Here is a 17148-nt window from a genome sequence, read left to right as displayed (position 1 = left end):
CGACATCGGAGGTGCGCATGACCGACACACCAACGCTGCCGCTCGCCGGCCGGGCCGCTGACCTGGTCGGGTCGGTGATCGACTCGAGCACGTCGCTGCTGGCCAAGCAACGTCACGACATCGTCCGCTTCGCCATGGGAAGCCCTGCGCCGGAAGCGATTCCGACGCATCTGCTTGCACAGATCGGCGTCCATGAGATCGGCGCCGAGTCGCCGGACGCGTTCGACTACGCGGCCACCGAGGGCGACCCGACGCTGCGCGACGCGCTGCTGACCGAGCTCGAGGGTACGACCGACGCCACCACACCGGAGCGCCTCACCATCACCTCCGGTGGGATGCAGGGGCTGGACCTGGCGTTCAAGCTCTTCGTCGACCCCGGTGACCTCGTCGTCGTCGAATCACCCACGTACACCAACGGATCCGCGACCGCCCGCTCGTACCAGGGCGAGCTGCTGGAGGTGCCGGTCGACGCGGAGGGGGTGCAGGTCGACCGCCTGGAGGAGATGGTCGCGGCTGTTCGGCCACCCAAGGTCATCTACACGATCCCGACCTTCCAGAACCCCTCCGGCGCGTCGATGAGCCTGGAACGACGGCATCGTCTGCTCGAGCTGGCCCGCCAGTGGGGCAGCCTCGTGATCGACGACGACCCGTACGGGATGCTGCGCTTCGCGGGCGAGCAGCTCCCGTCCCTGCACGAGCTGGCCGACGGCGACCCCTTGGTGCTGTCGGTACGGACGTTCTCCAAGGTCATCGCGCCGGGGCTGCGGGTGGGATGGGTCGACGCCGCACCGGAGCTGCAGCAGCTGCTGATCAACGCCAAGCAGGCCATGGACACCTGCACGAACCTGCCGATGCAGCGACTGATCGCCGGCTTCCTGCGCGCCGGGTACCTCCGCAAGCACGTCGCGGTCCAGCGCGAGGTGTACCGGCAGCGGAAGGTCGCGATGCAGACCGCACTGGCCGAGCAGCTCGGCGACCGCGTCCGCTGGACCGACCCCGAGGGCGGTTTCTTCCTGTGGGTCACCTTCGAGGACGACGTCGACACCGAGGCGCTGTTCGAGGTCGCGCTCGCCGAGGGCGTCGCGTTCATCCCCGGCAACGCGTTCTCGCCCGGCAAGCACTTCCCGAACGCGCTGCGCGTGTGCTTCGCGGCCACCTCACCCGCACGCATCCACGAGGGCGTCGCCCGGCTGCGCCGCGCGGTCGACAGGGTGGTCTGAGCATGCCGCGCATCGGACTCCTCTACCCCGGGCACAGCGCCGAGGACGACTACCCCGCGCTGGAGACCCGGCTGCGCGGACGGGTCGACCCACCGTGGGAGCTGCCGCTGGTGCACACCTCGGTCGGGGAGGACGCGCACCGCGTGGACGCCTTGCTCGACCTCGGCTCGCGGTCCCGGCTCACCGAGGGCGCTCGTACCCTCCTGGCCGAGCACGAACCCGACGCGGTCATGTGGGCGTGCACATCGGGGTCGTTCGTCTTCGGCTGGGACGGCGCGCACCGGCAGGTCCGCGACCTGGAGCAGCTCACCGGCCGGCCGTGCTCGTCCACCTCGCTCGCGTTCGTCGACGCCTGCCGCTTCCTCGACGCACGGCGGGTCAGCGTCGTCGCGTCGTACCCGGAGGACGTCGCGCGCGCGTTCGTGGACTTCCTCGCCGGCGACCGCATCGAGGTGACCGCCCTGCACAGCAACGACATCGTCACGGCCGCCGAGGTCGGGATCCTCGGCCGGGACGACGTCGTACGGCTCGTGCGCGGCGCCGACCTGTCGGGAGAGCCGGACGCCGTGCTGGTCCCGGACACCGCCATGCACACTCTGCAGTGGCTCGGCGACCTCGAGGACGCCGTCGGCACGACCGTGCTCACCGCCAACCAGGTCACCGTGTGGAAGGGCCTGGACCTGCTGGACGCGGTCGTACCGGTGGACGGGCTCGGCCGGCTCTTCGCGAACCAGGAGGACAGGACATGACTCTCTCGATGCGCACCCCGCTCGAACCCGTGCTGCGCCCGTCCACCGCGAGCATGGTCGCCGACCGCGTCCGGGAGGCGATCGCCACCGGCGACCTCGCGCCTGGCACCCAGCTCGGTGAGGCCGAGCTCGCCCGCCAGCTGGGCGTGAGCCGCGGACCGCTGCGTGAGGGGCTGCAACGCCTCACCCAGGAGGGCCTGCTGCTGTCGATCCGCAACCGCGGGCTGTTCGTCATCGAGATGACGCCGGAGCGGGTGCGCGACATGTACCTGGCACGTCAGGCGGTCGAGCGGGCGGCCGCCGAGCAGGTCCATCAGCGCCGGCCGGTCGACGCGGGCGAGGCCCTGCTCACGGTGATCGAGCAGATGGCGCTGGCCGGGGCGGCCGACGACGAGGCCGGGCTCGCCGCATCGGACCTGCAGTTCCACGAGCTGCTGGTCGAGCAGTCCGAGAGCCCGCGCCTGGCGCAGATGCACGCCACCCTGCTCACCGAGACCCGGATGTGCCTCAACGCCCTCAAGGCCACGTACGCCAGCCACGACGAGCGGGTGGACGAGCACCGAGCGATAGCAAGGTCGTTCATCGATGGCGAGCCACGCCTCACCGACTCCCTGCTGGTGGCTCACATGCGGGACGCGCTCGCTCGGCTGCACGCCGAGTAACCGGTTCGACCGGGCGGCCAGTTACCGGCCACCATGGCCGGCATGACCCAGCCGCGCGCCGTCGGTGTCCGCCAGCACTACGACCAGATCCCGAAACAGGTGCGCGACTGGGTCGACCGGACCCTCGGGTCATCGGTCGTCACGACGTCCGGCCAGATCGGCGGCATGTCACCCGGGTGCGCCGCCCGGATCGAGACCGCCGACGGTCAGCGGGCGTTCGTCAAGGCGGTCGGCGAGGAGATCAACGCCGACACGGTCAGGCTGTTCCGGCACGAGCTGGGGATCCTGCGGCTGCTGCCGCGCGTGCCGTACCGTCCGGCGCTGCTCGCGGAGTATGACGAGGACGGTTGGGTCGCGATCCTGCTCGAGGACGTCGAGGGCCGGCACCCGGACCTCACCGACCAGCAGGACGCCGACGCGGTATGGGACCTCGTGCTGCGGCAGACCCGCGAGCTGACCCCGGCGCCGGACGGGGTGCAGGCGCGCTCGCTCGCCGACGTGACCACCCTCTGGGCACAGCGCTGGGACCTGCTCGCCGCCGACCCGGGCGACTGCCTCCCCGAGTGGGTGGACGTCCCCGCCGCCGCGCGGATCGCGCGCGGACTGCCGGACCGGCTCGTCTCGGAAGCGTTGTGCCACTGGGACATTCGCGACGACAACCTCCTCATCCGACCCACAGGCGAGGCGGTCGTCGTGGACTGGGGCATGGCCGTCGTCGGGCCGTGGTGGGCGGACGCGTTCGCGCTGTGCCTGGAGTGGGTCGACCTGCCCGCCTACGACGAACGCATCGGCGCGCTGCCCGGGCTCACCGCCGAGGTCGAGCGCCTGCTGGACGACACGCTGCTGACAGCGGCCGGCGCGTTCGCCTGGAAGAGCCGCCAGCCGTACCCACCGAGCCTGCCGAACCTCGCGACCTTCACCCGCGAGCTGGCCGACCGCATGTTCGCCGGCGTTGCCCGCCGCTCCCCCTGAGCGACGCCCCTCCGGCAGAAGCTGATCGCGTGCACACGCATGGCTGTGCCGACCACCACCTTTTGCCAGAGGGGGCACGGGGGCAGCGGTCAGGTGGCGATGCCGATGTACTTGATCTCGAGGAACTCCTCGATCCCGACGCTGCCGCCCTCGCGGCCCAGGCCGGACTCCTTGATGCCGCCGAACGGCGCGGCGGGGTTCGACACGACGCCCTGGTTGAGCCCGACCATCCCCGACTCCAGCGCCTCCGCGACCCGCAGTGCTCGCCGCAGATCGTTGGTGAAGACGTACGAGACGAGCCCGTACGGCGTGTCGTTGGCCGCCGCGACGACCTCCTCCTCCGACGCGAACGATGTCAGCGGCGCGACGGGACCGAAGATCTCCTCCTCGGCCATCCGGGCGTCGCGCGGTACACCGGTCAGCACGGTCGGCGGGTAGAACCAGCCCTCCCCGTCCGGGGCCTCGCCGCCGGTGAGCACCTGAGCGCCGCGTCCGGTGGCGTCGGCCACGAGGTCGGCGACCTTCTGCCGGCCGGCCTCGTCGATGAGGGGTCCGACCTGGACACCGTCATCGGTGCCACGGCCCACCCGCAGGTCGCCCATCGCCTGCGCCAGGCGAGTGCCGAACGCGTCGATCACGTTCTCGTGCACGAAGATCCGGTTCGCCGCCGTGCAGGCCTCGCCCATGTTGCGCATCTTGGCGGCCATCGCGCCCGCGACCGCCTCGTCCAGGTCGGCGTCCTCGAAGACGATGAACGGGGCGTTGCCGCCGAGCTCCATGGACGTCCGCAGCACCTTGTCGGCGCACTGCTCCAGCAGCACCTTGCCGACCTTGGTCGAACCGGTGAACGAGAGCTTGCGCGCGAGCCCGGACCGGATGAGCGGCTCCATGACCTCACCGGCGCGCAGGCAGGTCACGATGTTGACGACGCCGTCGGGCAGGCCGGCCTCCTGCAGGATCCCGCCCAGCGCGAGCATCGAGAGCGGCGTCTGGTGGGCCGGCTTGATGACGCTGGTGCAGCCCGCGGCGATGGCGGGACCGATCTTGCGGGTCCCCATCGCCATGGGGAAGTTCCACGGCGTGATGAGCAGGCACGGCCCGACCGGCTGCTTGCCGACCAGGAACCGGGCGTTGCCGGCCGGCGCGGTCTGGTACCCGCCGTCGATCCGCAGCGCCTCGGACGCGAAGTGCCGGAAGAACTCCGCCGCGTACGTGATCTCGCCCCTGGCCTCGGCCAGCGGCTTGCCCATCTCGAGCGTCATCAGCAGGGCGAGGTCGTCGATCCGCTCCAGCATGAGCGCGTACGCCCGCATCAGGACGTCGTACCGCTCCCGTGGTGCGGTGGCGGCGAACGACGGCTGCGCGGCGACCGCGGCGTCGAGGGCGCGGCGGCCGTCCTGCGGCGAGGCGTCCGCCACCCGGGCGAGCACCCGGCCGGTCGAGGGGTCGACCACGTCGAACGTGGCCTCCCCCTCGGCCGGTCCCCACGAACCGCCGATCAGCAGGTCGGTGCGGACACGGTCGACCACCCGGATCTCGTGGTCGCTCAAGGCCGTCGAGGTGGTGTCGACCGCCATGTCAGCGAGCCTCCGCCGCGAGCTCCTTCTGCTCCTCGAACGCCTCGGGCGTCCCCGGGATCTCCGTACCCCGCAGCGACTGGCCCTTGGTCTCGATGAGGAACCAGGCGGAGACGAGCCCGATCACGCACGCGCCGACCATGTAGTACGCCGGCCACAGGTTGTCGCCGGTCTTGTCGATCAGCCACTCGTTGATGGACGGGGCGGACCCGCCGAACACCGACGTGGCGACGTTGTAGCCGATGGCCACTCCGGCGAACCGCACGATGGTCGGGAACATCGCCGGGAAGGTCGCGGAGATGGTCGCCAGCTGCGGGCAGTAGAGCAGCCCGATGACGGCGAAGGCGATGATGGCCCCGGTGAGGTTGGTCCCCATCAGGTTGTACATCGGGATGATCGCGATGATCAGCGCGAGGCAGGAGAAGAGCCACATCGGTCGCCGGCCGATCCGGTCGGACAGCGCGCCGAAGAACGGCAGCGTGACCAGCATCGCGATCTGACCGAAGAACGGCACCAGCAGCGCGTCGTCCTCGGACATGTCGATCGTGCCCTGCAGATACGTCGGCGTGTAGCTGAGCAGCGTGTAGTTGACGACGTTCAGCGCGATGACCAGCCCGAACAGGGTGAGGATCGGTCGCAGGTACTTGGTCAGCAGGTCCTTGAAGACCCCGGTGACCTGATCCTCGGTCTCGGAACGCTCCTCCAGCTCCTTGAAGATCGGCGTGTCCTCCATCCGGCTGCGCAGGTACATACCGATCAGGCCGAGGGGCGCCGCGATGAAGAACGGGATGCGCCAGCCCCAGTCCGCCAGCTGGCTGTCGTTCAGGGTGTGCACCAGGATCAGCGCGATGCCGTTGCCGAGCGTGAAGCCGGTGAGCGTGCCGACCTCGAGGAAGCTGCCGTAGAAGCCGCGCTTCTTGTCGGGGGCGTACTCCGCCATGAAGGTCGCGGCGCCGCCGTACTCACCGCCGGCCGAGAAGCCCTGGATGATGCGCAGGCAGTAGAGGATCACCGGCGCGGCCCAGCCGATGGTCGAGTAGCTCGGGATGAGCCCGACGCACAGCGTGGACCCGGCCATCAGCAGGATCGTCATCGCGAGGACCCGCTTGCGGCCGATCCTGTCGCCGAGCGGACCCCAGAACAGACCGCCGACCGGGCGGATCAGGAACGAGATCGCGAAGCCGACGAGGGTGAAGAACACCGCGTTGTCGCCGTCGGGGAAGAGCGACTTGGCGATGTGGGTGGTCATGTACGCGTACACGCCGTAGTCGAACCACTCGACCGCGTTCCCGATCGCCGAGGCGCCGATCGCGCGGTGCAGGATGCTCTTCGGCACCTCTTCGTTCGCTGTCGGACTCTGGCTTGACATGGGCATCTCTCCGTCCTGAGGGGGCGGTCATGAGCTACGTCTGAGATCAATCATTGTCGACAATCGGACACATTAGCCCGTGGGTCACGGTTCAGCACCGTTCCATCACCGTGGACGCGACGCAAACGGCGCGGCCCTGGGTCCACCCGACAGGTGTCGGCTCGGCGCGGTGAACTGGTGCTCGGTCCTGGCGCCCGGTAGTCTCACGCGGCTGCCCCTGCCAACCCCCATAGGCCGAGCGGCTCTCTGTGAAGGTGGTAGTCCGTGGATCTGTCCATCAGCCGCAAAGACGTGCTCGACGGCACCACCGTGGTGTCGGCGCGCGGCGAGGTCGACATGTACACCGCGCCGATGCTGCGTGACGCCCTCAACGAGGCGATCGACTCCGGCGCCCGCCGGCTGGTGCTGGACCTGGGCGGTGTGCCCTTCATGGACTCGGTCGGCCTCGGTGTCCTGGTCGGTCGGCACAAGCAGCTCGAGACCGTCGGCGGTGGGCTCCAGCTCGTCGCGGTGTCCGAGCCGCTGATGCGCGTCATGCGGATCACCGGTCTGAAGACCGTGTTCGTCTTCCACAGCACCGTGGACGAGGCGCTCGCACGGCTGACCGCGCCCCAGCTGGACGGCGCCGCCTCCGGCGCCGCGGGCTGAACCCGGCCGTCGGCCGGTAGCCACCGTGCACAAGTCCTTCCGCAACGCGGGTGACCTCGGGCGCGTCCTGTCCGAGGTCGACTGGGAGGCGACCGGCCTCGGCGACCCCGAGCAGTGGCCGCAGAGCCTCAAGACGGCCGTCCGCACGATGCTGGCCTCCAAGTTCTCCATGTGGATGGCCTGGGGCCCGGACCTGATCTTCTTCTGCAACGACGCCTACCGCCGGGACACCCTGGGGACGAAGTACCCGTGGGCGCTCGGACGGCCGTTCGCCGAGGTCTGGGCGGAGGTGCTGGAGGAGGTCGAGCCCCGCATCAGCCAGGTGATGACCACCGGCGAGGCGTCCTGGGACGAGCGGCTGCAGCTCTTCCTGGAGCGCAGCGGGTACGTCGAGGAGACCTACCACACCTTCTCCTACAGCCCGCTCGACGACGACGACGGCGCTGTGGTGGGCCTGCTGTGCGTCGTCGCCGAGGTCACGCACGAGGTCGTCGGCCAGCGTCGGCTCGAGGCGCTGAGCGACCTGGCCACCAGTACCGCCGAGGCACTGACCGTCGCGGACACGCTGGAGGCCCTGTCCGACTCCCTCGGCCGGTCGTCGCGCGCCCTCCCCTTCACCCTGCTGTACCTCGCCGACGAGGACGCGGCTGACGACTCGTTGCGGCTCGCGGCGTCGACCGGCTTCGACGGCCCCCACCCCGCCGCTCCCCCATTCCTCACACCCGGCACCGGCAGCCCCTGGCCCGTCGAGGCGCTGCTCGCCGGGGAGTCCCGGCTGGTGCCGGACCTCGACGCCCTCCCCGTGCCGCTGCCCGGGGGAGCATGGTCGGAGGCGCCGCTGGCCGCGTACGCCCTGCCGCTCTCGACCGGCCCGGGGGATCGACCGCTCGGCCTGCTGATCCTCGGCCTCAACCGCTACCGGCCGTTCGACACCGCCTACCGCGACTTCGTCGGCCTGGTCGCCGGCCACGTCACCGGAGCCCTCGCCCGCGCGGTCGTCCACAAGACGGCGGCCGAGCGAGCGGCCGAGCTCGAGCACCTCGACCAGGCGAAGACGACGTTCTTCACCAACGTCAGCCACGAGCTGCGCACGCCGCTCACCTTGCTGCTGGGGCCCGCGCAGGACGCGCTCGCGGACATCGAGCACCCGCTGCCGGCTGCGCAACGGGGCCGGGTCGAGCTGGTGTCCCGCAACGCCGTCCGGCTGCTGAAGCTGGTCAACACCCTGCTCGACTTCACCCGGATGCACTCCGAGGGCTCCACCCACACCTTCGCGCGGACTCCGCTGTCCTCCCTGACCCGCGAGCTGGCCGAGCAGTTCGACGCCGCGATGACCCGCGCCGGACTGGACTTCGTGGTCCGCTGCGAGCCGCTGGAGCACGACGTCTACGTCGACGCGGACCTGTGGTCCAAGCTGGTGCTCAACCTGCTGTCCAACGCGCTCAAGTTCACCTTCGGCGGCACGGTGACCATCAGCCTCACCGAGGTCGAGGGCATGGCCCAGCTGGAGGTGAGCGACACCGGCACGGGCATCGCCGTGGAGGACCAGGCGGATCTGTTCAAGCGCTTCCACCGGGTCATCGGCGCCCGCTCCCGCAGCCACGAGGGCAGCGGCGTCGGCCTGGCCCTCGTCGCCGACATCGTCGCGCTGCACGGCGGCTCCGTCGCCGTGCACAGCGAGCCGGGGCTCGGCAGCACCTTCACGGTCCGCGTCCCTTTCGGCACCGAGCACCTGCCCCACGCGGTCGAGCAGGCCACCGGGACGAGTGCGGCCCGGCACGCGGCGCCGTACGTCGAGGAGACCCGGCAGTGGGTCGGCGGCGGGCGACCCACCGAGACGGACGCACCCCGTACGTCGTCCGACGGCCGCGGCGGGCCGCGGCTGCTCGTGGTCGACGACAACCCCGACATGCGGGAGTACCTCGTCCACCTGCTGTCCCCGGACTACGAGGTCGACGCCGCTGCGGACGGGATGGAGGCGCTGGACCGGGCTCGCCGGCGGCGCCCCGACCTCGTGCTGTCGGACGTGATGATGCCCCACCTCGACGGCGTCGGGCTGATGCGCGAGCTGCACGCGGACCCGGCCATGACCGGTGTCCCCGTGGTGCTCGTCTCCGCGCGGGCCGGCGAGGACGGCGCCATCGCGGGCCTGGAGGCGGGCGCCGACGACTACCTCATGAAGCCGTTCACCGCGCGAGAGCTGCGGGCGCGCGTCCGCGCGAACCTGGAGCTGGACCGGGCCCGGCGGACCCGGCTGGCGCTCGAGCGCAGCCACCGGATGCTCGAGGAGGCGCAGCGCCTGGCGCAGCTGGGCTCCTGGGAGGTGGACCTCGAGACCGGTCGGGTGATCGTCACCGACGAGGCCCTGCACCTGGTCGGGCTCACCCGGCAGGCGCTGGAGTCCAGCAGCATCACCGAGCTGGTCGAGGGCCTGATCCACCCGGACGACCGCAGCGAGGTCGTCGCTGCGCTGCGTCGTGCCGAGGCGGGCGAGACCGCCGCGTACGTGACCCGGGTCGTCCGCCCGGACGGCGAGGAGCGGCTGCTGCGCGCCCGGGCGGAGTTCGCCCCGGCCGACCAGGATCGGCACGCCACCGTCGTCGGCTCCGTCCAGGACATCACCGAGCAGGTGTCGGCCGAACGGGCGCTGACGGCCGCGCGGGCCGCGCAGGAGGCCGCCGCGCGCGAGCACGCGATCGCCAGCGAGCTGCAGGCCAGCCTGCTCCCCCACATCCCCCAGCAGGTCGCCGGCGTCGAGCTCGCGTCGTTCTACCAGCCCGGCGTCGAGGGCACGCAGGTCGGCGGCGACTGGTACGACGTCCTGGAGCTGGACGACGACCGCGTCGCCCTGGTCATCGGTGACGTCATGGGTCGGGGCGTGTCCGCGGCCGCCGTGATGGGGCAGCTGCGCTCGGCCATCCGGGCGTACGCGCGGCTGGACGTGCCACCGCACCGGCTGATGGACCACCTCGACGACATCGTGCGCGGGTTGGACAAGCCGCAGATGGTCACCTGCGTCTACGCGGTCTACGCACCCGCGGACGGGACCGTCACCATCGCCAACGCGGGCCACCTGCCGCCGCTGCGCATCGCGGCGGACGGGACCACGGACCTCCTGCAGGTCAACGAGGGTGGTCCGCCGCTCGGGGTCGGTCGCGCCGGGTACGGACAGGACACCGTCGACCTGCGCGACGGTGACTCGCTGGTCCTCTACACCGACGGCCTGGTCGAGCACCGGGACAGCGACCTGGACGTCGGGCTCGCAGCCCTGTCCGAGGCCGGCTCCGCGTGGCGCGGGGGCGTCCACGGTCTGGCCCAGCACCTCGCCAGCACCTTGCTGCGGGAGGACCACGGCGACGACGTGGCCGTCCTCGCGGCGCAGCCCGTCCGGCGCCGGGAGCCGACGGCGGACGAAGCTCCCGCGGACACCGGGTTCCGGTCGGAGCCCACCGACGCGACGCCGACGACCGGCGGCGCGTCTCCTACCATGACGAGCAACGACCGGGCCGTTGCCGCCGACCACCACGGAGAGCGAGATCTCGTGCACGCACCGTTGCCCATGGACGCATCAGCACCCCGCATCGCCCGACAGCTCGTCCGCGAGGTCCTCGCGGCCGAGCACGTCCCCGAGGACGTCCTGGCCGACGCGGCCCTGGTGGTCAGCGAGCTGGCCAGCAACGCGGTGCGTCACGGGACCGGTCCGGTCGAGCTGACCGTGCACCGCGCCGACGCCGACCACGTGTCGCTGATGGTGCGCGACGGCGCTCCGGCTCAGCCGGTGGCGCAGGAGCCGCACCCGGACGGCAGCGGCGGCCGAGGACTCACCCTGGTCTCGGCGATCTCCAGCCGGTGGGGCTGCTACTCCCACGGGACGGGCAAGGTCGTGTGGTGCCTGCTGAACGCCCGCGAGCGACAGCCGGAGGGTGCGTATGTCTGACGCACACCTCACCGGAGCAACCACCACCTCGGCGGAAGGGCCCACCGTGGTCATCGGCAGCGTCAACGACCACACCGTGGTCTCGGTGCGGGGCGAGGTCGACATGGCCACGGCCCCGGACCTGCAGCAGGCTCTGACGCAGGTGACGGCCGAGCCCGGCTTCCGCGTCGTGGTCGACTTCACCGGGACGACCTTCATCGACTCCAGTGGCATCGGAGCGCTCATCGGGGTGCACCGCAGCGTGGCGGCGGGCAGCGGCCGGCTGCGCCTGGTCGTGCCTCCGTCCCCCGTCCGCAAGGTCTTCGAGCTGACCAGGCTGACCGAGGTCTTCGAGATCTCCGACGACGTCACCACGGCGACCCGCGACTGACGACGGTCACGCCGGTCAGGCGTCGCTGAGCACCCCGCCGAGCACCGTCCGTACGACGAGGACGTCGTCCACCGTGCCACCGGGGGCGTTGTCGGGGATGACGTCGGTGACGCTGACCACGTAGTGCAGGGCGGCGATCACCAGCCTGCGGCGGGCCAGATGGCCCTGGCGACCGAGGTCACCCTCCTCGACCGCCGCCTCCAGCCAGCTCACGGCCGAGCGCACCAACGGTGCCGCGTCGCTCAGGCGGGCGCCGTCGTCGATCTGCTGCAGGCGGACGAGGTCGAGCAGCTCGGCGAGGGCGACCGGGTCGTCCTGGAGCACCAGCGCCGCTCGTCGCGACCGGGTGAAGGCAGGTGAGCGGAGCAGGCGCCCCACCGCGTCCTCGGTTGGCAAGCTGAATCCTCCTCCTGAACGAGGGCGTCGCCCCCGCGGGTGCCCGGGCGACGTCACGTTGCCGCGAAGCCTAGATACCCCCTACCCGGTGGGGTACACCGCCCCAACGCGATCCGATCCCCGACGGCGCGAGGGGCCGGCCGCCACCGTGGTGTCGACCGGCCCCTCACGCCGTGTGCGGGTTGCTCAGAGGTTGCCGCGGCGGTCCTGCTCGCGCTCGATCGCCTCGAACAGCGCCTTGAAGTTGCCCTTGCCGAAGCCGAGCGAGCCGTGCCGCTCGATCAGCTCGAAGAACACCGTCGGACGGTCACCGAGCGGCTTGGTGAAGATCTGCAGGAGGTAGCCGTCCTCGTCGCGGTCGACCAGGATGCCGCGCTTCTTCAGCTCCTCGACCGGCACCCGCACCTCGCCGATGCGGGCGCGCAGCTCGTCGTCCTCGTAGTAGGAGTCCGGGGTGTCCAGGAACTCCACGCCGTTGGCGCGCAGCGCGTCGACGCTGGCGAGGATGTCGTTCGTGGCGACCGCGAGGTGCTGGGCACCGGCACCGCGGTAGAACTCCAGGTACTCGTCGATCTGGGACTTCTTCTTCGCCGGCGCCGGCTCGTTCAGCGGGAACTTCACCCGGTGGTTGCCGTTGGCGACGACCTTGCTCATCAGCGCTGAGTAGTCGGTGGCGATGTCGTCACCGATGAACTCGGCCATGTTCACGAAGCCCATGACCCGGTTGTAGAAGGCGACCCACTCGTCCATCTTGCCCAGCTCGACGTTGCCGACGATGTGGTCCAGCGCCTGGAAGAGCCGCTTCGGCTCGCCCTCGCGCTTGACGATGGTCGACGAGCTCGCCTGGTAGCCGGGCAGGTACGGGCCGTCGTACCTGCTGCGGTCGACGAGGGTGTGGCGGGTCTCGCCGTACGTGGCGATGGCGGCGATGCGGATCGTGCCGTGCTCGTCGGTGATGTCCTCGGCCTCGCGGACGACGGTGGCGCCGGCCTGCTTGGCCTGCTCGACGCACTTGTCGACGTCCGGGACCTCCAGCGCGATGTCGACGACGCCGTCGCCGTGCCTGCGGTGGTGCTCGACCAGCGGGCTGTCGGGGTCCACGGCGCCGTTGACGACGAAGCGGATCGAGCCGGACTTCAGCACGAACGACTTGTGGTCGCGGTTGCCGGTCTCCGGGCCGGAGTAGGCGACCAGCTCCATGCCCCACGCGGACTGGTAGTAGTGCGCGGTCTGCGTGGCGTTGCCGACCACGAAGACGATGGCGTCCCAGCCGGTCACGGGGAACGGGTCCTGCTTCTCGTCGTACTCGACGAGGCCGACCAGCTGCTTGAGCTGGTCGAGGTTCAGGTCGGCCTCGCGCTCCTGCGGGGTGAGGTTCAGGGTGTCGGTCATGGGGTCACTGTGGCGCCCCTCACCGGATCGGGCAACTGCCGCCGAGAACACTGGTCAGCGTGTGCAGACTGCGCGGTACGAGCGGCCCCCGACTGTACAGTGTGTCCATGTCGCCTCGTGCCCCCGTGGACGATCTGGACGCCCGCCTCCTCGCCCTGCTCCTCGAGCGGCCGCAGGTCGGCGTCCTCGGTGCGTCACGCGAGCTGGACGTCGCCCGCGGCACCGTGCAGGCCCGCCTCGACCGGCTCGTCCAGCAGGGGGTGATCAGCTCGCTCGCCCCCACCCTGGACCCGTCGGCGATGGGGTACCCCGTCACGGCGTTCTGCACGCTGGCGATCCAGCAGCAGGCGGGGCACGAGGACCTCCTGTCCCACCTGCAGGGCATCCCGGAGGTGCTGGAGGTGCACACGATCACCGGCGACGGCGACCTCATGGTCCGCGTCGTCGCCCGGGACAACCCCGACCTGCAGCGCGTCATCGACCTCGTGGTCAGCACCGGCGTGGTGACCCGCACCAGCACCGTGATCGCCCTCGCCGAGCTGATGGCGCACCGGACGAACGCGCTGGTCGGCGCCGCTGTGGAGCGCTCTCCGTCCGTGTCGGGTCGTAGCCTCACCCCATGACCAGCCGCCGCGCCCGCGTCCAGGACGTGCACGACACCGCCTCGGCGATGCCGCACGTGACGACCGACGGCTCGGACCGCGGCTCGGTCGCCTACCAGGTCGGCGGCAAGTCCTTCGTCTTCTTCCGCACGCCGCGCAAGGACGCGTTCGACCCGGAGACCGGCGAGCTCTACGACGACGTCATCGTCTTCTGGGTCCCGTCGCCGGACGACAAGGCCGCGCTGGTCCAGGACGAGTCGTCGCCGTGGTTCACCACGCCGCACTTCGAGGGGCACCCCTCGGTGCTGCTGCGCGGCAGCCGGGTCGGTGAGCTCGGCCGCGACGAGGTGGTCGAGGTGGTCCAGGACGCCTGGCTCTCGCGCGCCTCGAAGCGCCGCGCGGACCAGTGGCTCGCCGAGCACGGACTCGGCTGAGGCGCCTCAGGTCAGGTCGGCCGCCAGTGCCTCGGCGGCCCGGACGACCAGGGGTCCGACCTGCTTCCCGTCCAGGACCCGCAGGGACACCACGCCGACGGACGCCTCGAGGCCGGGGATCCCGCGGACAGGAGCGGCGAGCCCGTGCGCGCCGGCCTGCAGCTCACCGTCGGTGGTGACGTACGCCGGCTCACCCGCGCCGGCGCCGGGCCGGCCGGTCCGCCCGAGCAGGATCGCCCGCCCCGCCGCGCCGGCCTCCAGCGGATGGCGGCTGCCGATGCGGTAGGCGACGTGCAGGTCCGAGCGGCTGGGCTCCACCACGGCGAGCGCGACGGCCTCGCCGCGATCCGCCACGGCCAGGTGCGCGGTCGCCTGGACCTCGTCGGCGAGCCGGCGCAGCACGGGAAGGGCGGTGTCCCGCAGCAGCGGCAGCACCGAGGTGGACATCCGCATCAGGCCCAGCCCCACCCGTACCCGGCCGTCCTCCCGCCGGACGACGAAGTCGTAGCGCGCCAGGGAAGCGAGCAGGCGGTAGACGACCGGTCGCCCGACGCCCAGGGCGGAGGAGAGCTCGGTGACCGTGAGGCCCTGCGGGTGGTCACCGGAGGCCAGCAGGTCCAGCAGCGCCAGACCGCGGTCCATCGTCTGCGAGGTCTCGCCGCCCAGAGTCGCGTCGACGCCTGCGGACTCCATCCGGGCAACCTACCGTGGCTCCATGCCCGACCACGCGCCCGACTCGGTCCACGCCCTCCTGCACCACGCACACGCCCCGGGGGCCTGCGACGCCATCACCGACGTGGCCGGCGTACGCGTGGGGCAGGTGACCGTGCGCGAGGGGAGCAGGCTGCACACCGGCGTCACCGCGGTCGTGCCCGACGCCCTGACCACGGCCCGGGCCTCGCTGCCGTGCGCGGTCGCCGTCGGCAACGGCCACGGCAAGCTCATCGGCGCGACCCAGATCGCCGAGCTCGGTGCACTCGAGACGCCGATCGTGCTGACGTCCACGCTGTCGGCCTTCCGCGCCGCGGACGCGCTCGTCGGCTGGATGCTGGCCCGTCCCGGGCACGAGCGGACGATCTCGCTCAACCCGGTCGTGGGCGAGTGCAACGACGGCTGGCTGTCCGACATCCGCACCCGGGCGGTCACCGACGCGCACGTCGTGCAGGCCCTGGAGTCGGCGACACCGGACCGGCCCGAGGAGGGCAGTGTCGGTGCGGGGACCGGCATGGACGCCCTCGGGTTCAAGGCCGGCATCGGTACGGCGTCCCGTACCGCGCGAATCGGGCTGGAGGACTACGTGGTGGGCGTGCTGGTCCAGGCCAACTTCTCCGGGACGCTCCGGGTGGCGGGTCGGCCCGTCCTCTCGAACCAGCAGGACAGGCACGCGAGAACGCCTGATGCGCAAGGCAACTCGTGCATGATCGTCCTCGCCACGAACGCACCGCTCGACGCCCGACAGCTCGGACGCGTGGCCCGCCGCGCGGTGTACGCGATGGGACGACTCGGTGCGGACTACCGCCACGGCAGCGGCGACTACGCGATCGCGTTCTCCACCGTCGCGCCGGCGAGGCCGCCGGCCGACGCGGCTCTGAACCCGGTCTTCACCGCGACGCTGGAGGCCACGGAGGCCGCGATCCTGCAGTCGCTGCTCGCCTCACCGACCACCGTCGGACGCGAGGGGCGCGTCGCCCCGGGGCTCACCTGGGAGCACCTCACCGGCGCCTGAGCCGGAAGCCGAGCCGTCGCCGGCCGGCCCGCCCGCCCTACCCGCGCAGGTGCTGCACCGCACTCCAGCCCGGGTCGTGCTCGACCTCCACCTCGGCGGTCCCCCGGGCCTGACGCAGGGCGGCCGCGCGCAGGTCCTCCGCACCGGTGGACGTGCCGTCGACGTAGAGGTGCAGCCGCCGTACGCCCTGGGCCGACTCGTGCGCGACCAGACGGCCGTTGTCCCCCGCGCTCTCACGCAGCGCCGACTCCAGGCCCTCCAGCGCGGCCAGGCTCTCCGGCGTGGGCAGCCCGTCGGCTCCGGCGTCGTACGGGACGGTCAGCGCGACGTAGGTGTCCAGCTCCGGGGCCGAGGCCGCCGCGAGCGGCACCTGGGCCGCGGCGAGCACCGGACCGTCCGGCCCGTCGCCCTGCAGATGCACCCACGAGGGCCGCCCGTCGGCCCCGAGGTGGTCGTCCCGCAGGTCACGGACGACGGCCACCAGCCCGTGCAGGCCGAACCCGTCGATCGTCGGGACGTCGCTCGTGGCGAGCTCGCCGATCCAGGTCTCGGTCTGCTCCTCGCCCAGAGCGGCGTCCAGGATCAGGAAGGCGGCCAGAGTGCGGTGCTCGCCCAGCTCGGGCATCGCCGGATGGTGCACAGTGACGTCGACGACGGTGCCGCGACGGCGGACGGCCACCTGCACGCTCGCGAGGTCGATGCTGTGGTCCTCGATGTCGAGCACCGTGGCCGCGAGATCAGGCGCGGCCGGACGGACGTCGGAGTAGGACCAGATGGCGTCCGGCTCGGGTGACACGCGCCGCCAGCGTCGCGCCGGTGCGCGCAGGTCGGGGTCGCCCGCGGCGGACACCACCAGGAGGTGGACCGAGTCGCTGCCCGGAGCCAGCTCCCACGCCAGGCCGGGGTCGATCGCCTGGACGTGGGGGTCGAGCAGGGCGACGAGCGTGTCGGCCTCGGGGCCGCCCAGCGCGCTGGAGCACCGGTCGGCGCCCTCGTCGAGCCACCAGCGCCAGAAGGCGTCGATCGCTGCTACCCGGCTGTCGCCTGCGCTCTGCTGCGCGCGTCCTCCGCTGACCATGCGGGGAGCATGCCAG

The 17148-nt window shown here is 71.7% G+C and carries 16 protein-coding genes; 10 read left to right on the top strand and 6 right to left on the bottom strand.

The window, feature by feature from the left end; genetic code table 11:
• The first annotated feature begins 17 nt into the window (after window positions 1-17).
• The 4 genes from P4R38_RS05665 to P4R38_RS05650 are packed head-to-tail and all read left to right on the top strand — an operon-like array spanning window position 18 to window position 3603.
• Entirely contained in the window at window positions 18-1220 is a 1203-nt protein-coding gene (locus P4R38_RS05665; RefSeq protein ID WP_277191390.1) for an aminotransferase-like domain-containing protein, read from the top strand.
• Window positions 1221-1222: 2 nt separating this feature from the next.
• Window positions 1223-1969, top strand: a complete 747-nt coding sequence (locus P4R38_RS05660; protein WP_277191389.1) for a maleate cis-trans isomerase family protein — start codon at window positions 1223-1225, stop codon at window positions 1967-1969.
• On the top strand, window positions 1966-2631 hold the full coding sequence (locus P4R38_RS05655; RefSeq protein ID WP_277191388.1) for a GntR family transcriptional regulator: 666 nt from the start codon (window positions 1966-1968) through the stop codon (window positions 2629-2631). Before P4R38_RS05660 ends, P4R38_RS05655 begins: the two co-directional genes overlap by 4 nt.
• Window positions 2632-2673: 42 nt before the next feature.
• Entirely contained in the window at window positions 2674-3603 is a 930-nt protein-coding gene (locus P4R38_RS05650) for an aminoglycoside phosphotransferase family protein (RefSeq protein WP_277191387.1), read from the top strand.
• An 89-nt stretch (window positions 3604-3692) separates the two neighbouring features.
• On the opposite strand, the gene P4R38_RS05645 is transcribed toward P4R38_RS05650, so the two are convergent.
• Entirely contained in the window at window positions 3693-5180 is a 1488-nt protein-coding gene (locus tag P4R38_RS05645; protein WP_277191386.1) for an NAD-dependent succinate-semialdehyde dehydrogenase, read from the bottom strand.
• A 1-nt stretch (window position 5181) separates the two neighbouring features.
• Window positions 5182-6549: an MFS transporter gene (locus tag P4R38_RS05640; RefSeq protein ID WP_277191385.1), complete on the bottom strand. Its 1368-nt coding sequence runs from the start codon at window positions 6547-6549 to the stop codon at window positions 5182-5184.
• A 264-nt stretch (window positions 6550-6813) separates the two neighbouring features.
• Here P4R38_RS05640 and P4R38_RS05635 point away from each other — a divergent pair, with 264 nt between their 5' ends.
• From P4R38_RS05635 to P4R38_RS05625, 3 genes are read left to right on the top strand one after another with little or no spacing between them, the layout of a single operon-like run.
• Window positions 6814-7197: an STAS domain-containing protein gene (locus P4R38_RS05635; RefSeq protein ID WP_277191384.1), complete on the top strand. Its 384-nt coding sequence runs from the start codon at window positions 6814-6816 to the stop codon at window positions 7195-7197.
• A 25-nt stretch (window positions 7198-7222) separates the two neighbouring features.
• Window positions 7223-11134: a SpoIIE family protein phosphatase gene (locus P4R38_RS05630; RefSeq protein ID WP_277191383.1), complete on the top strand. Its 3912-nt coding sequence runs from the start codon at window positions 7223-7225 to the stop codon at window positions 11132-11134.
• Window positions 11127-11504, top strand: coding sequence for an STAS domain-containing protein (locus P4R38_RS05625; protein ID WP_275240714.1), 378 nt, complete (start codon window positions 11127-11129; stop codon window positions 11502-11504). The genes P4R38_RS05630 and P4R38_RS05625 overlap by 8 nt, the downstream gene beginning before the upstream one ends.
• 15 nt (window positions 11505-11519) lie before the next feature.
• On the opposite strand, the gene P4R38_RS05620 is transcribed toward P4R38_RS05625, so the two are convergent.
• Entirely contained in the window at window positions 11520-11900 is a 381-nt protein-coding gene (locus P4R38_RS05620; protein WP_275240713.1) for a DUF1232 domain-containing protein, read from the bottom strand.
• Between the two features lie 186 nt (window positions 11901-12086).
• Window positions 12087-13292, bottom strand: coding sequence for a 4-hydroxyphenylpyruvate dioxygenase (gene hppD, locus P4R38_RS05615; protein WP_277191382.1), 1206 nt, complete (start codon window positions 13290-13292; stop codon window positions 12087-12089).
• Between the two features lie 107 nt (window positions 13293-13399).
• Between hppD and P4R38_RS05610 the strand changes: the two genes are divergently transcribed.
• Together P4R38_RS05610 and P4R38_RS05605 are read left to right on the top strand one after the other, a co-directional pair.
• Window positions 13400-13915, top strand: coding sequence for an Lrp/AsnC family transcriptional regulator (locus P4R38_RS05610; protein WP_277191381.1), 516 nt, complete (start codon window positions 13400-13402; stop codon window positions 13913-13915).
• A complete protein-coding gene (locus P4R38_RS05605; RefSeq protein WP_277191380.1) occupies window positions 13912-14328 on the top strand; it encodes an MmcQ/YjbR family DNA-binding protein in 417 nt (138 codons plus the stop codon). Before P4R38_RS05610 ends, P4R38_RS05605 begins: the two co-directional genes overlap by 4 nt.
• 6 nt (window positions 14329-14334) lie before the next feature.
• Here the strand turns inward: P4R38_RS05605 and P4R38_RS05600 are convergent, their stop codons facing one another.
• Window positions 14335-15021 carry an IclR family transcriptional regulator gene (locus P4R38_RS05600; protein ID WP_277191379.1) on the bottom strand — a complete coding sequence of 229 codons (687 nt, stop codon included), beginning with the start codon at window positions 15019-15021 and terminating at the stop codon, window positions 14335-14337.
• Window positions 15022-15043: 22 nt separating this feature from the next.
• Between P4R38_RS05600 and P4R38_RS05595 the strand changes: the two genes are divergently transcribed.
• Entirely contained in the window at window positions 15044-16054 is a 1011-nt protein-coding gene (locus P4R38_RS05595; protein WP_277191378.1) for a P1 family peptidase, read from the top strand.
• Window positions 16055-16091: 37 nt separating this feature from the next.
• On the opposite strand, the gene P4R38_RS05590 is transcribed toward P4R38_RS05595, so the two are convergent.
• Entirely contained in the window at window positions 16092-17132 is a 1041-nt protein-coding gene (locus P4R38_RS05590; RefSeq protein WP_277191377.1) for a DUF695 domain-containing protein, read from the bottom strand.
• Window positions 17133-17148: the final 16 nt, after the last annotated feature.

Source organism: Luteipulveratus flavus (genome assembly GCF_029439465.1).
Taxonomy (GTDB): Bacteria; Actinomycetota; Actinomycetes; order Actinomycetales; family Dermatophilaceae; genus Luteipulveratus; species Luteipulveratus flavus.
Note: the sequence above shows the minus strand (reverse complement) of the source record. Positions and strands in the feature narration are given on the sequence as shown.

Coding starts and splice junctions, on each gene's coding strand:
- P4R38_RS05605 (WP_277191380.1), top strand. CDS start 13,912: ATGACCAGCCGCCGCGCCCGCGTCCAGGACGTGCACGACACCGCCTCG.
- P4R38_RS05660 (WP_277191389.1), top strand. CDS start 1,223: ATGCCGCGCATCGGACTCCTCTACCCCGGGCACAGCGCCGAGGACGAC.
- P4R38_RS05640 (WP_277191385.1), bottom strand. CDS start 6,549: ATGTCAAGCCAGAGTCCGACAGCGAACGAAGAGGTGCCGAAGAGCATC.
- P4R38_RS05650 (WP_277191387.1), top strand. CDS start 2,674: ATGACCCAGCCGCGCGCCGTCGGTGTCCGCCAGCACTACGACCAGATC.
- P4R38_RS05590 (WP_277191377.1), bottom strand. CDS start 17,132: ATGGTCAGCGGAGGACGCGCGCAGCAGAGCGCAGGCGACAGCCGGGTA.
- hppD (WP_277191382.1), bottom strand. CDS start 13,292: ATGACCGACACCCTGAACCTCACCCCGCAGGAGCGCGAGGCCGACCTG.
- P4R38_RS05645 (WP_277191386.1), bottom strand. CDS start 5,180: ATGGCGGTCGACACCACCTCGACGGCCTTGAGCGACCACGAGATCCGG.
- P4R38_RS05655 (WP_277191388.1), top strand. CDS start 1,966: ATGACTCTCTCGATGCGCACCCCGCTCGAACCCGTGCTGCGCCCGTCC.
- P4R38_RS05665 (WP_277191390.1), top strand. CDS start 18: ATGACCGACACACCAACGCTGCCGCTCGCCGGCCGGGCCGCTGACCTG.
- P4R38_RS05595 (WP_277191378.1), top strand. CDS start 15,044: ATGCCCGACCACGCGCCCGACTCGGTCCACGCCCTCCTGCACCACGCA.
- P4R38_RS05610 (WP_277191381.1), top strand. CDS start 13,400: ATGTCGCCTCGTGCCCCCGTGGACGATCTGGACGCCCGCCTCCTCGCC.
- P4R38_RS05600 (WP_277191379.1), bottom strand. CDS start 15,021: ATGGAGTCCGCAGGCGTCGACGCGACTCTGGGCGGCGAGACCTCGCAG.
- P4R38_RS05625 (WP_275240714.1), top strand. CDS start 11,127: ATGTCTGACGCACACCTCACCGGAGCAACCACCACCTCGGCGGAAGGG.